11 protein-coding genes are annotated in these 14,160 nt (G+C 66.9%); 4 read left to right on the top strand and 7 right to left on the bottom strand.

Annotated elements, in window-relative coordinates; genetic code table 11:
- Positions 1-293: 293 nt before the first annotated feature.
- Positions 294-944 (top strand): alpha/beta family hydrolase, encoded by a 651-nt coding sequence (locus ABEG18_RS21930; protein WP_406855167.1) that lies wholly within the window; start codon positions 294-296, stop codon positions 942-944.
- A gap of 236 nt (positions 945-1,180) precedes the next feature.
- On the opposite strand, the gene ABEG18_RS21925 is transcribed toward ABEG18_RS21930, so the two are convergent.
- From ABEG18_RS21925 to ABEG18_RS21915, 3 genes are all read right to left on the bottom strand, one after another.
- On the bottom strand, positions 1,181-1,558 hold the full coding sequence (locus ABEG18_RS21925; RefSeq protein ID WP_406855166.1) for a histidine kinase: 378 nt from the start codon (positions 1,556-1,558) through the stop codon (positions 1,181-1,183).
- 164 nt (positions 1,559-1,722) lie between these two features.
- On the bottom strand, positions 1,723-2,124 hold the full coding sequence (locus ABEG18_RS21920; protein ID WP_406855165.1) for a hypothetical protein: 402 nt from the start codon (positions 2,122-2,124) through the stop codon (positions 1,723-1,725).
- Positions 2,125-2,132: 8 nt separating this feature from the next.
- A complete protein-coding gene (locus ABEG18_RS21915) occupies positions 2,133-4,559 on the bottom strand; it encodes an arylsulfatase (RefSeq protein ID WP_406855164.1) in 2,427 nt (808 codons plus the stop codon).
- Between the two features lie 323 nt (positions 4,560-4,882).
- Between ABEG18_RS21915 and ABEG18_RS21910 the strand changes: the two genes are divergently transcribed.
- Positions 4,883-7,372: an arylsulfatase gene (locus ABEG18_RS21910; RefSeq protein ID WP_406855163.1), complete on the top strand. Its 2,490-nt coding sequence runs from the start codon at positions 4,883-4,885 to the stop codon at positions 7,370-7,372.
- A 105-nt stretch (positions 7,373-7,477) separates the two neighbouring features.
- Here ABEG18_RS21910 and ABEG18_RS21905 read toward each other — a convergent pair whose 3' ends face one another.
- The 3 genes from ABEG18_RS21905 to ABEG18_RS21895 form a co-directional block, all read right to left on the bottom strand.
- Positions 7,478-8,467, bottom strand: a complete 990-nt coding sequence (locus ABEG18_RS21905; protein ID WP_406855162.1) for a DMT family transporter — start codon at positions 8,465-8,467, stop codon at positions 7,478-7,480.
- Positions 8,468-8,661: 194 nt separating this feature from the next.
- On the bottom strand, positions 8,662-9,681 hold the full coding sequence (locus tag ABEG18_RS21900) for an LLM class flavin-dependent oxidoreductase (RefSeq protein ID WP_406855161.1): 1,020 nt from the start codon (positions 9,679-9,681) through the stop codon (positions 8,662-8,664).
- Between the two features lie 152 nt (positions 9,682-9,833).
- Positions 9,834-10,328 (bottom strand): ferritin-like domain-containing protein, encoded by a 495-nt coding sequence (locus ABEG18_RS21895; protein WP_406855160.1) that lies wholly within the window; start codon positions 10,326-10,328, stop codon positions 9,834-9,836.
- A 471-nt stretch (positions 10,329-10,799) separates the two neighbouring features.
- On the opposite strand from ABEG18_RS21895, the gene ABEG18_RS21890 reads away from it, so the two are divergent.
- Complete coding sequence (locus ABEG18_RS21890; protein WP_406855159.1) at positions 10,800-11,618, top strand: DNA-binding protein; 819 nt, start codon at positions 10,800-10,802, stop codon at positions 11,616-11,618.
- A gap of 149 nt (positions 11,619-11,767) precedes the next feature.
- Positions 11,768-13,213 carry a M48 family metalloprotease gene (locus ABEG18_RS21885; RefSeq protein ID WP_406855158.1) on the top strand — a complete coding sequence of 482 codons (1,446 nt, stop codon included), beginning with the start codon at positions 11,768-11,770 and terminating at the stop codon, positions 13,211-13,213.
- Positions 13,214-13,215: 2 nt separating this feature from the next.
- Here ABEG18_RS21885 and ABEG18_RS21880 read toward each other — a convergent pair whose 3' ends face one another.
- Positions 13,216-14,085, bottom strand: a complete 870-nt coding sequence (locus ABEG18_RS21880) for an RNA polymerase factor sigma-32 (protein ID WP_406855157.1) — start codon at positions 14,083-14,085, stop codon at positions 13,216-13,218.
- Positions 14,086-14,160 lie beyond the last annotated feature (75 nt).

Genomic DNA, 14,160 nt, shown 5'->3' with positions numbered 1-14,160 from the left:
CGCCCCGCCGGTCAACGGTCCGGCTCGCCGGGCCGCCCAGCGCGACGCCCTCGGCGGGGCGGAGCGGCGGCTGCAGGCTAGCGCTGAACGCCTCGGCGACGCCGCCGGCCTGCCGATTGCGCTGTAGATCGGAGGCAAGCCGCGGCGAGAACGGCCGGAATTCCACGCCGGAGCCCGCCCGGAGGCGCGCGGTCTCGAAATCCACCACGCCCACGCTGGATTCTCATGGCGGGCTGCCCACGTGGTTTGGGCAAGAACGTGTGCAACGGTGTTACGAGCGCCCGGACAGACCAATGAATTCCGCCTCCGACTTCCTCGACGACGGCCCACATCACAGTCCTGCCACGCTGCTGTTGGCTCACGGCGCGGGGGGAGCGATGGACTCTGCCGGCATGCAGTCCGCCACCGAAGCACTTGTAGCCGCGGGGCTCCGAGTGCTGCGCTTTGAATTTGACTACATGGCCGCGCGACGCACGGGTGGGCGCAAGCCGCCGCCCAAGGCTGAAACCTTGGTCCCGGAGTACGGTGCCGCCGTGGCCGCAGCGCGGGCCTACATCGGTTCGGAGCGTCTTGTCGTTGGAGGCAAGTCGATGGGTGGTCGCGTCGCCTCGAAGGTGGCTGATGATCTCCACAATACGGGCGATATCGCTGGATTGCTCTGCCTGGGTTACCCGTTCCATCCGCCCGGGCGGCCCACAAAGACCCGCACGGCTCACCTGGAGGCGTTACACGTCCCAACGCTGATTGTTCAGGGTACGCGGGACCCTTTCGGAACCGAGGAGGAAGTCGCGGGCTACACCTTGTCGCCCTCGATCGAGCTGCTTTGGATGTCCGACGGCGACCATGACCTCATGCCCCGAAAGGGCGTCTCGGGCTTCAACGCCGCCGACCACCGCGCCGCCATGGCTGCTTCCGTGCGCGCATGGGTAGAAAGATTGAGGTGAAACTGCCTTAGCCAAGTTCCATGACAGCGGCGCGTAAGTGGGACTAAACGTGGGACCAAGGTCGCGGTCAATCTGCAAAAGCTTAATCTGCATATGAATTTTTGGGAGTGACGGTGCCGGCCAGGGGCACCAATCTCGGATCCAGCGACGACGCCTAACGCGACGCTGAACATCGCTGAGAGCACCCCCGCGGCAGCGAGTCCCTCATGAAGAACGGCTGGCGCTCGGCCGCGATCTCATCGCTCTCCAGCGCTCGGCGCGCATGCGGACCGGATGGCCGAGGTCAGCGCCTTGCGGGTCGCCGGCTTCTTTAACCAGAGGGCGGCCGAGACTTGAACCGGGGAGGTTTCGCGCTGGAAGGCCGAGACCACGATGACCGGCACGCCGCGCCGGATCAGGTCTTCCGCCAGCGCGGCCGCGGCGTCGTCGTTGCTTGTGGGGAAATCGAGCACGGCGCAGTCGGGCCGCGCGCCGACAAGCCATTCCTGGGCGCCCCGAGGGCTCACGAACGGTCCGACCACGGCGAAGCCGTCCAACATCAGCTCATCGCGGATCGCCAGCGACAGGATCGCCTCGTCCTCGACCACGAGGACGGTGGGATGGTGGGGCGGCATGGACGTCTCCCGGACGCAATAAGCATCCCGGGCGCGACAGGAACGCGGCGTCCAGAAGGCGGTCCCCCGGCGAAAACGACGGACCGTTGCTAGACTACGCCCGAGAGCTTGCGTCGGTTGCAGCCCGGCGACCTTGCGCGCTGTTCTGGACCTCCGCTCCGCACTCACCCTGGCCTGGACGCCAGCCCTTGTCGGCCAAGCAGGACGGCCAAAGTGAGATGAACGGCTACAGCCGGCCACAGCAGCGCGCCAGACCGTGCGCTCGATAAGCCCAGATAGGCGAGATACAGCGCCGTGAGGAGGCTGTAGATCCACATCCCGACCAGCGCTGTGGCGCTGGGCGAACGTCCGGGCCAGCACGCTATGCCCAAAGACACCAAGGCAAGGCCGGCGAAACGCGCCACTTCGCCCGCCACGCCAGTGAGGGATTGACCAAACAGCAGCTGCCCGACGAGCGAGGGAACGGTCACCAGGGCCAATCCGGTCCCGAGTTCGGCGACGGCGGCGACCGCCAAAGTCTTCGACCACAGCGGGCCGGACCTCAGAGCGTCCTTCCTCGACGCCACCCGACCGCTCATGGCTTGGCCGCTGGCTGCTCCGGGTCAAGTTCGAAGGTCAGCTTGTTGATCTTCCCGGTGAACTTGAACGGCGAGTCATAGCGATATTCGACCAGCGCCAAGGGCGTCCGCGTGTCCTGGCCGACGTCGAACGTCTCGTCCTCAGGGAATGTGATCGGGGTGCTGTGGTCCAAGCTGTTCCTGGCCACTTCACGCCCGTCCACGGACAGGATGCCCGTGCCGCCCTTTCCCAAGCCGGCGCTTTCAGGCCGGAAGGCGAAGACGATCGTGTGCCGGCCCGCCTCGAGCGCTGGTCCCTCCCAAGCGGTGCGCTTGAGATCAAGCAGGTTGTACAGAAACACCACCTTACCCCGGTCGAACCCGAACTCCCCCTTACTGAGGAAGAGGCCATACCCGCCGAAACGGCCGCCGTCGGTGACGATCATGCCCTCGGCGCCGCCGGCCGGGATCTCGATGTCGGCCGTGATGGTGTAGGCCTTGTTCAGGATGCTGGGAGCGCCGCTATTCGCCACGCTGATGAGGGCGCCCGAGTAGGTGAACACCTTGCGTCCCGCCGTGAGGCTGGGACGTGGCGTATTCCAGCGGGTCAACGACGAATTGTCGAGCGGCAGGACGTTGTTCTTGCGCGCCTCTTCGTAGAAGAGGTCCTGCATTTCCTTGAGCTTGCCGGGCATCTTCGTGGCGAGGTTGTCCGACTCCGTGGGGTCGTCCTTCACGTTGTAGAGTTCCCAGTCGTAGCCGGTGATCACATCGGGCGGGGTCTTCGTGTTCAACTCCCAAGGCAGCGTCGCCGGGGTCGTGGCCGCGACCCAGCCGTCATGATAGATGGCGCGGTTTCCCAGCATTTCGAAGTACTGCGTCGTGCGCGTCGAAGGCGCGTCGGCGTTCGCCTTGTCCCACGTGTAGGTCATGCTGACGCCGTCCATGGGTCGCTGCGCGATGCCGTTGATCGTTTGCGGCTGGGGAATGCCGGTCGCTTCGAGGATGGTCGGGACGATGTCGATGACATGGTGGAACTGGCGGCGGACGCCGCCCGCGTCGTTGATGTGACCGGGCCAGGACATCGCGACGCCCTGGGCCGTCCCGCCGAAATGCGATGCGACCTGCTTCATCCACTGGAACGGCGTGTCCATGGCCAAGGCCCAAGGCGCCGCGAAATGCGGGAAGGTGCGCTCCGACCCCCAGAACGGATACCAGAGGAACTGGTCCTTCACCGGCACGGGAACGCCGTTGAAGGTCGTGAACTCGTTGGGAGTTCCGTTCAGCATGCCTTCGGCGCTCGCGCCGTTGTCGCCGCTGATGTAGATGATCAGCGTGTTGTCGAGCTGGCCCATGTCCTCCACGGCCTGAATGACGCGACCGATCTGGTCGTCCGTGTAGGCGAGATAGGCCCCGTACACGTCAGCCTGCTTGATGAAGAGCTTTTTCTCTTCAAAGCTCAGGCTGTCCCACTCCGGCAAATCCTTGTGCCACGCCGTCAGCTTGGCGTTTTCGGGCATCACGCCAAGGCGTTTCTGATTGGCGAAGATCCTCTCGCGCAGCTTGTTCCAGCCATCGTCGAAGAGGTGCATGTCGCTGATTTTCTTGATCCACTCCGGAGTGGGGTGGTGGGGCGAGTGGGTGCCGCCCGGCACGTAGTAGACGAAGAAGGGCTTGTCGGGCGCAACCTCCTTCAACTCCTTCATGTAGTTGATCGCCTCGTCGGCCATGGCCGTCGTCAGGTTCCATCCCGGATTTCCCTGAAACGGGAAGATCGGCGTGGTGTTGCGGAACAGGTTGGGCTGCCACTGGCTGGCGTCGCCACCGACGAACCCGTAGAAATACTCAAATCCCATGCCGACCGGCCATTGGTCGAAAGGTCCGGCCACGGTCGCCTGATAGAAGGGCGTATTGTGGTTCTTGCCGAACCACGACGTGGCGTAGCCGTTCTCCTTCAAGATCGTGCCGACCGTGCCGTTCGCTCCCAGGATGATGGAGTCGTAGCCTGGGTAACCCGTGGCGATCTCCCCGACCACGCCAAAGCCCGCGACGTGGTGATTGCGGCCCGTGATCAGGGCCGCGCGGGTTGGCGAGCACAGCGACGTGGAGTGGAAGTTGGTGTAGCGCAGCCCGGCGTTGGCGATGCGGTCGAGCGCCGGCGTGGGCACGACGCCCCCGAAAGTGCCAGGCGCGCCGAAGCCGCTGTCATCCGTCATGATGAGCAGCACGTTGGGCGCGCCCTTGGGCGGGACGACCCGCGGAGCCCACCAGGGGGTCGACTCCGAAGCTCTCTCTTTGATCGCGCCGCCAAATTTGGGATCAGGGGGCGGCAATCGCCTGCCATCGATGGCGGACGACGCGCCAGGTGAGCCCAACGGGATCGCGGGAGACTGGGCCAAGGTCGACACGCTGCCGAGGGCGCAGAGGCCGGCGGCGGCGAGCATCAGGCTGAGCTTCACGATCGAGCCTCCCTGCGGAAGTCGGTTCAGCGGCCTCCATGGCCTCGCCGGATCGTACGCGCCGGGAGAGGTCGCTTCCTGATCGAGATCAATCGAGATTTCGGGTCGTTCCATTCCGTGAAGGACCGCGAGGGTTTGCGGACCTTTTGCAGACCTCATCCGAGACCGGGCCCGGCGGATCGCCGCTGGATGGGCCCGGTCGCCGAGTGATCTCCGTCAATATCCTCGCCGTCGCCCGCGATAGGCTGGGACTTCGCCGGATACCAGAAGACCCCTTCTCCGGAGACGGCGCGCATGGAGGGATCGATATGAGGGCGAAGCCATTCGGATGGGCGGCGGCGATCATGGCCGTCTTGGCGCTTGCACTGCCGTGCCAGGCGCAGGACGCGCCGGGGGCGCCAAGCGGGGTCACCACCATTCCGGGAAACCAGCTCCCGGCTCCGCCACCCGCCTTTGGCGGCGTCATCGAGCAGACTGCGCCCAACTCTCGCCCGTGGTGGCCGCCGCGGATCGTGCCGCCCGCCGGCGCGCCGAACGTCTTGCTGATCCTGACGGACGACAGCGGGTTCGGGGTGCCCAGCACATTTGGCGGGGTCATCCCGACGCCAGCCCTCGACCGCATCGCCAACGAGGGGCTGCGCTACACCAACTTCCACTCCACGGCGCTATGCTCGCCCACCCGCGCCGCGCTGATCACGGGGCGCAATCACCATTCCGCCGGCTTCGGCGTCGTGTCCGAGCAGGCGACCGGGTTCCCTGGCTACAACAGCATCATCTCCAAGGACAAAGCCACGGTGGGCCGTATCCTCAAGGACAATGGCTACGCCACCTCGTGGTTTGGGAAAAACCACAACACGCCGGCCTTCCAGGCCAGCCAGGTCGGCCCCTTCGACCAGTGGCCGATCGGCATGGGCTTTGACTATTTCTTCGGCTTCGTCGGGGGCGACACGAACCAGTGGGAGCCGAACCTCTTCCGGAACACCACCCAGATCTACCCCTTCCAGGGCAAGCCCGGATGGAACCTCGTCACCGCCATGGCGGATGACGCTATCGACTACCTCAACCGCGTCAACGCGCTTCTGCCGGACCAGCCGTTCTTCCTCTACTACGCGCCGGGCGCCACCCATGCGCCGCACCACCCCACGCCGGAGTGGATCAAGACCATCAGCGACATGCACCTCTTCGACGGAGGATGGAACAAGCTTCGCGAGCAGATCTTCGCGAACCAGAAGCGGCTCGGCGTGATCCCGCAGGACGCACAGCTTACGCCGTGGCCCTCGGATCTCCTGAAGGAGTGGGATCAGCTGAGTGCGGACGAGAAGAAGCTCTTCATCCGCCAGGCCGACGTCTTCGCGGCCTATGCGGCCTATAACGATCACGAGATCGGGCGCGTCATCCAGGCCGTCAGCGACCTTGGCAAGCTCGACAACACCCTGATCATCTACATCAACGGCGACAACGGCACGAGCGCCGAGGGAACCCTGATCGGCACGCCCAACGAAATGGCGATGTTCAACGGCGTAAACCCGCCCGTGGACGTGCAACTTCGCGACTACTACGACATCTGGGGCTCGGACAAGACCTACAATCACATGGCCGTTCCGTGGGCCTGGGCCTTCGACACCCCGTTTTCCTGGACCAAGCAGATCGTCTCGCACCTGGGCGGCGTTCGACAGGGCATGGCGATCTCATGGCCCAAGGTCATCAAGGACAAGGGCGGAATCCGCAACCAGTTCCACCATGTGATCGACATCGCGCCCACCCTCCTGGAGGCAAGCGGCATCCGTCAGCCTGACCAGGTGGACGGCATCCGGCAGAGCCCGATCGAGGGCGTCAGCATGGCCTACACGTTCGGAAAGGAGAGCGCGAACGCGCCCTCCACCCACGTCACCCAGTATTTCGAAATGATGGGCGACCGGGCGATCTACAACGATGGCTGGATGGCCGGCACGAAGGTCATGCGTGCGCCGTGGGAGAACATCCCCCCAAAGGCCAGCGTGCTGAATTATCCTTGGGAGCTCTACGATCTGCGCAAGGACTGGACGCAGTCACAGGATCTCGCCGCACAGAATCCTGGAAAGCTGAAGGAGATGCAGGACCTGTTCTGGCAGGAGGCCCGGAAGTATCAGGTTCTGCCGCTCGACACGTCCTTCGTGTCCAGGGCGATCACCCCTCGGCCAAGCATCACGGCGGGACGCAACATGTTCACCTGGACGCGGCCCTTGACCGGGACCCCGAACGGCGACGCGCCGAGCGTGCTGAACACGTCCTACACGTTCAAGGCCGAGATCGAGGTGCCCGATACGGGAGCCGAAGGCATGCTGATCACCCAGGGTGGGCGATTTGGCGGTTATGGTTTCTACCTGGTGAACAGCAAGCCGGTGTTCCTGTGGAACCTCGTCGACCTGAAGCGCGTGCGCTGGGAGGGGCCGAAGCTGGCGCCTGGCAAGCACCAGGTGGCGTTCGATTTCAGGTATGACGGCTTGGGCCCGGCCACGCTCGCCTTCGGCGACTACAGCGGCGTGGGACAGGGAGGCACGGGTGTGCTCACGGTGGATGGCAAGGACGTCGCCAGTCAGCGCATGGAGCATACCATCCCGTTCACCCTGCAATTCGATGAATCGCTCGACATCGGGTCCGACACGCTGACGGGCGTCAATGACTCGGACTACCAGCCGCCGTTCGCGTTCACCGGCAAGATCGACAAGATCACTCTTTCGCTCGATCATCCCAAGCTGACCGCGGAAGACGAGCGGCGCCTGAAGGCGGCGGAACGGGCCGCGAGCGACGCGCAGTGATCGGAGTCACCGGGCTTCCGACTCGGCGCCCTTGCCCGTAGGGCGCCGACCACGGGCCGCGATCCCGCCGCCGTCAACGTCTCTGCTGGCGCCGGGAGCGCAAAACTACGCGGCCTTGGCGCTTCGCTCCATCTGGGCGCGGACGCGCTCGCGGTGGGCCGTGTAGAGGCCGCTGGCGGCGATGACGGCTCCGCCCACCAGGGTCCAGAGGCCCGGGATGGCGCCGAACACCAGGAAGCCGAGGCCGCTGGCCCAGACCAGCTGCGTGTAGGAGAAGGGCGCGAGGAGGGAGGCGCCGGCGCGGCGATAGCCGAGCACGAGCAGCCAATGCCCGATGGTGGAGCCGACGCCCATGATCAGGCCGTACCAGAGCTCCGTCGCGTCGGGCGTCACCCACGCATAAGGGACCGCGACCGTGAGGACCACGAAGCCGACGATGGCCGACCACGCCAGCGTGACCTCGGGCTTCTCGCTGCTCATCAGGCGCGTCAGGATGGCCGAGCAGGCCCAGATGGCGGCCGAGACGGCCGGCAGCAGCGCGGCGAGCTGGAATGACGCCCCGCCCGGCTGGACGACGATCAGCACGCCCGCGAGGCCCACGGCGGCCGCGATCCAGCGGCGCAGGCCGACCTTCTCGCCCAGCAGCGGGATGGAGAGGGCGGTGATGAAGATGGGGGACACGAAGTTGATGGCGGTGGCCTCAGCCACGGGCAGGTGCCCCAGCGCCACCATGAACACCACCGCCGAGCTCACCATCCCAAGCGCGCGCAGCACCTGCATCGGCAGGCGGGTCGTCGCAAGCCCGCGGCGGCCGCCCGTCCACGCGACGGCCGGAAGGACCATCAGGCAGAACACCACATAGCGCATCCACGCGATCTCGACCGGCGGGATCGTGTGGGTGAGCAGCTTGGCGGCCACGTCCGAGCCGGCGAAGAACACCGTAGAGGCGATGATGAAGCCGATGCCCAGGAAGGCGTTGTCGCTGACGGGCGTCGCCGTCGCGCGGGCGGCGTGCGCCTTGACGAGGGCGGCGGACGAAGAAGCGACGAGGCGGGGCTCGACGGCGGCGTCGGCGATCACAGGCGGGGGACTCACGGCGGGGCTCGCGTGTTCTGGGCGGTCCTGAACCTTTGCGCCCCCGGGACCGGGATCAGAAGCGCTATGTTCGAACCATAGCTATGCAATGTTGCAGGATCGTTTCGATCCGACCGCCTCGACTTTGTCGCAAACTGGCTGCCTGAGGTGTGCGCCGCCGCATTGCGGGCCCAAGACTTTCCGAAAGCTTAAGATCAGGCCGCTTCAGCCTGGGTCGTCAGCCCGAAGGACTTCGCCAGCAGCGCGAAGGACCGCTTGCGCGCCTCGTGGTCATGCACCGCGGAGGTGATCATGACTTCGTCCGCCTGGACCGATCGGGCCAGGTCCATGAGGGCGTCCCGCACGGCGTCCGGCGTCCCGACGAACAGACGCGCTCGGTTGCGGCGGATGAAGGCGAGATCCTGGGCGTCGTAGGACTGGGCGGCCGCCTCTTCGGGGCTGGGTAGCGGGCCGTAGACGCCCCGGGTCCGGCGAAGCGCGCTGAGGTCGGCGCTGGAGGCCAGGCGCTGAGCCTCTTCGTCCGTCTCCGCGCAGATCGCGGCCGTCGCCAGGATGGCGTGCGGCCTTTCCAGCGCGCCCGGCGTGAAACGGGCGCGGTAGGTCAACAGAGCGTCGCCCGCGTCATGGCTGGCGAAGTGATGCGCGAAGGCGAAGCCGAACCCGAGACGCGCCGCGAGCTTGCCGCCGAAATCGCTCGATCCCAGCATGAGGATCGGCGGCAGCGGGACGTCGGCGGGCATCGCCTTGATCTTGCTGAAGGGGTGGTTGGCCGGGAAGGCGTCGGCCCCGAAGGCCATCAGCTCCTCCAGGCGCTGCGGGAAATCGTCGACCTGCGGATCGCCTTGCCACCGCCTCAGGGCGTAGGACGTGACCGGGTCCGTCCCGGGCGCCCGCCCGATACCGAGGTCGATGCGTCCCGGAAACAACGCCTCCAGCATCCGGAAGCGCTCGGCCACCATCAGGGGTGCGTGATTGGGCAGCATCACGCCGCCCGAGCCGATGCGGATCCGCCGGGTGGCGGCGCCGATCTGGCCGATCATGATCTCAGGCGCCGGGCTGGCCACCGAGGGCAGGTTGTGATGCTCGGCGACCCAGAACCGCGTGAAGCCGAGGCCGTCGGCCATGACGGCGAGATCGATGGTGTTTCGCAACGCCTGTCCACAGGTGGATCCGGACATCACGAAGGAGAGATCGAGGATGGAAAGGGGCGGCATGGGACGCTCCGGCGCTGGCGTCTCCTGCAAGTGATGCGCAGGACCGGCGCTTCAAGCCCGGCTGGCGCAACGCAGCCCGGCGGAGCGAGCGCACGCGAGGCGCCCGCCCTTTCGGGCGGGCGTCGCGGCGGCGCGGGCGGTAGGCGAAGTCCTCAGGCGGCCTTGCGATTGACGGCCTGGTCGGCCAGCTTGCTCAAGAGCGCGTCGGTCTTCTTCTCCTCCTGGAGAGTCTCGTCCAGGAGCTTGACGGCGTCTTTCATGCCGAGCTGCGCAGCCCAGGTCTTCAACGTGCCGTAGCGTGAAATCTCGTAGTGCTCCACGGCCTGCGCGGCGGCCAGGATGCCGGCGTCCAGCGCGTCGGAGTCCTTGAAGTCCTCCATGACCTCCTGGCTCTCCTCGACGATGCCGACGATGGCCTGGCAGGTCTTGCCGCGCGCGGGCTTGCCCAGCATCTCGAAGATCTGGTCGAGGCGCTCGATCTGATGCTCGGTTTCGTCCCGGTGCTGCTCGAAAGCCTGCTTGAGCTCGCTGGTCTTGGCCGCCTTGGCCATCTTGGGCAGGTTCCTGAGGATCTGCTTTTCAGCGTAGTAGATGTCCTTCAGGGTCTCGAGAAAGAGGTCGTCCATCGTCTTTTGCTTGACCGCCATGGTAGGTCTCCCGGCTGCTGGTTGGTGGTCTCACAACCGCCGGTCGCCCCCAGGGTTCCCCGCCTTCGCGGGCCGCTCCCTTCAGACCTTCGGGCCTGTGTGACCCTCGCCGCGGTGGCGATCCTCGGCCTCTCCCAACTGCTGCAGCAGCCCGTGCCAGGCGGCCGGGATGGGGTCCACGAGCACACGGCCCAACTCGCCTCTCAGACCGCGCCCGACGCGGCTGAAGGGTGAATCGTCGTGAGTTGGAGCGACTTGCTGGATGCCGAGCGGTTCAGCCGCGCCCGATCCCAGTTGAGCCTCTCGTTCCATGGGCCGTTCTCCTTTCGGCTCTCAATGCGCCATTCAGGCTTTTGTTCTCAGCTTTGATTCAAGATGAGCGTCAAACCTTGACCATCGCCTAACGATCGCGGCGCGTCCGAGCTGGGCGTGCCGGCATTGATCGCATCTTGAGCCTTGGTAAGGTTGTGCGTGAACACACGCGGCTCGCTCGTCCGATCCGACCTGATCCGACGCTGCCTCATGGGCTGCGGCGTCGTCGCGCTCCTTGTCGTGGGGCAGGCTCCTGCCGCCGTCGCGCAGAACGCCGGTTGCCGGATCGCCGGGGGCCGGAGCGTCGATCGCCTCGCCGTCAATCCGGCGGGCGATCTGGAGACGCCCGGCGGCGAGACCTGGACGCCCGCCGGAATCGTCGTCGCGGACCCATCCAAGCCGGGCCTGGCGGACGCGCAGCGCAGCCTCCTGGCTGCGTTCGCCGCAAGCGGGCCGTTCCGGATCTCGGCCGTGGCAGGACGGCCGGACCGGTGGGGGCGCATGCCGGCCCTGATCGGACGCGAGGGATCGGGCGATCATCTGGCCGCAGCGCTCGCCAGGGCCGGGCTGGCGGTGGCCAAGGCCGGAGATCTGCCGGCCGGCTGCGCGGCGGCTGTGCTGGCGGCGGAAGCCGAGGCCCGAACGGCGCGGCGAGGACTGTGGCTGGACGGGGAGGCCCATCTCAGCGCCGAGGCGCCCGCCGCCATCCTGGAGCATGTCGGCCGCTACGTGGTGGTGGAAGGGCGCGTCCTGGGCGCGACCGAGCGCAAAACGAAGGCCTATCTCAATTTCGACGAGGTCTGGAGCGAGGACTTCACGGTCACGGTTTCGAAACGGACCTTGAACAGACTCGAGGCATCGGGCATGAGGTGGTCCACGCTGAAGGGCCGGCGCGTCCGCGTGCGCGGCGTCGTCATGGACAGCGGCGGACCGTTGATCGAGGCGTCCGCGCCGGAGGACATTGAGCGTCTCGACTAACCGGGATCTCGACCTCCGCCAAACCCGGCTTCGGCCGGACGAAAATCGGGTGTGTTGGTGCGGCATCGACGGCGGGTGTTTCTGGCGAGATGGTGAGCAGAGGGGACGTCGCTCGCGGACCGCAGCGCGCCCGTTTCGGCGCGCCTTCCGTGCGCGCGCGCCTGGCGGCCATCGCGGTCGCGGGCCTGCTCGCCGGATGCGCCTCGGACCGGATCGGTTTCGGCGCGGGCACGGCGCCCAGCCTGCCTGCCTCGGCCCCGCGCGTCACCGGCGTGGAGCCCCTCGGGTCTCGCGAGCACAAGAAGCTGGTGTCGAGCTTCGGCGGGGACTATCGCGCCCCGGTGGCCGAGCGCCTGCTCAATGACGTGATGCGCCGCGTGGCGGCCGCCACGGAGCGGCCAGACCAGCAATATCAGGTCACCATCCTGAACTCCCCGGTGGTGAACGCCTTCGCGCTGCCCAACGGGAATCTCTACGTCACCCGCGGGCTTCTCGCCCTGGCGAACGACACCTCCGAAGTGGCGGCCGTCATGGCTCACGAGGTGGCGCATGTCACCCTGAGCCACGCCATCCAGCGCGCCGAGCTGGAACGCCGGTCCGAGATCGTCAGCCGGGTCGTGGCCGAAGTCCTGAACGACAGCGCCGCCGAGCAGCAGGTGCAGGCCCGCGGCAAGATCACGCTGGCGAGCTTTTCGCGGGCGCAGGAGCTCGAGGCCGACCAGATCGGCGTCACCACCATCGCCAAGGCGGGGTTCGATCCGTTCGGAGCCGCCCGCTTCCTGGCGTCGCTGGGCCGCCAGTCGGCGATGCGGGCCACTCTGCTGGGCGAGAAGTCCAACCAGAGCCCCAACTTCCTCTCCACGCATCCCTCGACGCCCGAGAGGGTGGCGCAGGCGCTCTCCGCCGCCCGCCAGATCCGGGCGCCGGGCATCGGGGAGAACGACCGGGATCGCTACCTCAAATCCATCGAGGGCATGACCTTCGGCGACGACCCGGCCGAGGGGGTGGTGCGCGGCAACCGGTTCATGCACCCGCAGCTCGGCTTCGCCTACGCCGCGCCGGCCAACTTCATGCTGGAGAATTCGGCCTCGGCCGTGCTGGGCCTAGCGCCGGGCGGCGCGCAGGCGATGCGCTTCGACAGCGTCAAGATGCCGGATGGCGCCACCCTGGAAAGCTACATCGTGTCGGGGTGGATCGAAGGCGTCGAGGTGGGGGCGGTGGAGACCCTCAACGTCAATGGCCTTCCGGCCGTGACGGCGGTGGCCAAGGGCGACGAGTGGACGTTCCGGCTCGCGGCCGTGCAGGTCGGGCAGGCGACCTATCGGTTCATCCTGGCCGCCAAGAACTACACGCCCGACTCCGACCGGGCGTTCCGCCAGGCGATCGAGAGCTTCCACGTCATGGCCAACGAGGAAGCGGCGGCCGTCAAGCCGCTGCGGGTCGGGCTCGTGGTGGCGCGGCAGGGCGACACGGTGGAGACCCTGGCGACCCGGATGGCGACCGACCGTCCCGTCGAGCGGTTCCAGCTCCTGAACGGGATCGACAGGAACGGCCCCGTCCGCGAAGGCGCGACCTACAAGATCATCGTCGAATAGGGTTAGACCAACACGGAGCCGGGTTCGGGGTGCCGCTCCAGGAGCGCGCGCTTCAGCTTCTCGATGGCCCGGCTCTCGATCTGGCGCACCCGCTCCTTGGAGATGCCGAGCCGGTCGCCGAGCGACTCCAGCGTGGCGCCCTCTTCCGACAGCCGGCGGGCCCGCAGGATGTTCAGCTCGCGCTCGGACAGCACGGTCAGGGCGGAACGCAGCCACTTGACCCGGCGCTCGGAGTCGATCGCTTCGCCCACCGCCTCGTCCGGGAGGGGAGCGCCGTCGACCAGAAAGTCGACCCGCTCGGCCGCGCCGGACTCGCTCTCGGTGAGCGGGGCGTTGAGCGACATGTCCGAGCCCGACAGGCGAGCCTCCATGAGGGCGACGTCGCTGCGGGAGACGCCCACCGCTGTCGCGATCTCCTGATGCACGTCGATGCTGGCGTCGCCGGCGGCGGACTGCGACAGTTTGGCGCGCAGGCGGCGCAGATTGAAGAACAGCGCCTTCTGGGCCGAACTGGTGCCGCCGCGGACGATGGACCAGTTCCGCAGGATGTAGTCCTGGATCGACGCCCGGATCCACCATGTCGCATAGGTGGAGAAGCGCACCTCGCGCTCGGGCTCGAACCTGGCGCCCGCTTCCAGCAGGCCCACATGTCCTTCCTGGATCAGGTCCGCCATGGGCAGGCCGTAATGCCGGAAACGCGCCGCGATGGCGATCACCAAGCGCATGTGAGCGGAAGCGAGCTTGTGCAGGGCGACCTGGTCGCGCTGGTCTTTCCAAGCCACGGCCAGCCCGTGCTCCTCTTCCCTGCTTAGGAAGGGAGCGTTCATGGCGGCCCTGACGAAAGTTCGCCTCACGCCCGCGATCTCACCCATGCCGGCCTCCGTCATTGCGCAAAGGCCGCCTGCCCGATCGAGGCAACCCGATTTCGCTGACGCGCTCTCCAGGCC

This window comes from Alsobacter sp. KACC 23698, from assembly GCF_045348435.1.
In the GTDB taxonomy this organism is placed as follows: domain Bacteria; phylum Pseudomonadota; class Alphaproteobacteria; order Rhizobiales; family Beijerinckiaceae; genus Alsobacter.
The sequence above is the reverse complement of the archived record's forward strand: the minus strand, read 5'-3'. Positions and strand labels throughout refer to the sequence as shown.

Excerpts from the sequence above, each read along its gene's own strand:
- ABEG18_RS21900 (WP_406855161.1), bottom strand. The coding sequence starts at position 9,681 with ATGCCGCCCCTTTCCATCCTCGATCTCTCCTTCGTGATGTCCGGATCC.
- ABEG18_RS21930 (WP_406855167.1), top strand. The coding sequence starts at position 294 with ATGAATTCCGCCTCCGACTTCCTCGACGACGGCCCACATCACAGTCCT.
- ABEG18_RS21925 (WP_406855166.1), bottom strand. The coding sequence starts at position 1,558 with ATGCCGCCCCACCATCCCACCGTCCTCGTGGTCGAGGACGAGGCGATC.
- ABEG18_RS21910 (WP_406855163.1), top strand. The coding sequence starts at position 4,883 with ATGAGGGCGAAGCCATTCGGATGGGCGGCGGCGATCATGGCCGTCTTG.
- ABEG18_RS21895 (WP_406855160.1), bottom strand. The coding sequence starts at position 10,328 with ATGGCGGTCAAGCAAAAGACGATGGACGACCTCTTTCTCGAGACCCTG.
- ABEG18_RS21880 (WP_406855157.1), bottom strand. The coding sequence starts at position 14,085 with ATGGGTGAGATCGCGGGCGTGAGGCGAACTTTCGTCAGGGCCGCCATG.
- ABEG18_RS21915 (WP_406855164.1), bottom strand. The coding sequence starts at position 4,559 with ATGCTCGCCGCCGCCGGCCTCTGCGCCCTCGGCAGCGTGTCGACCTTG.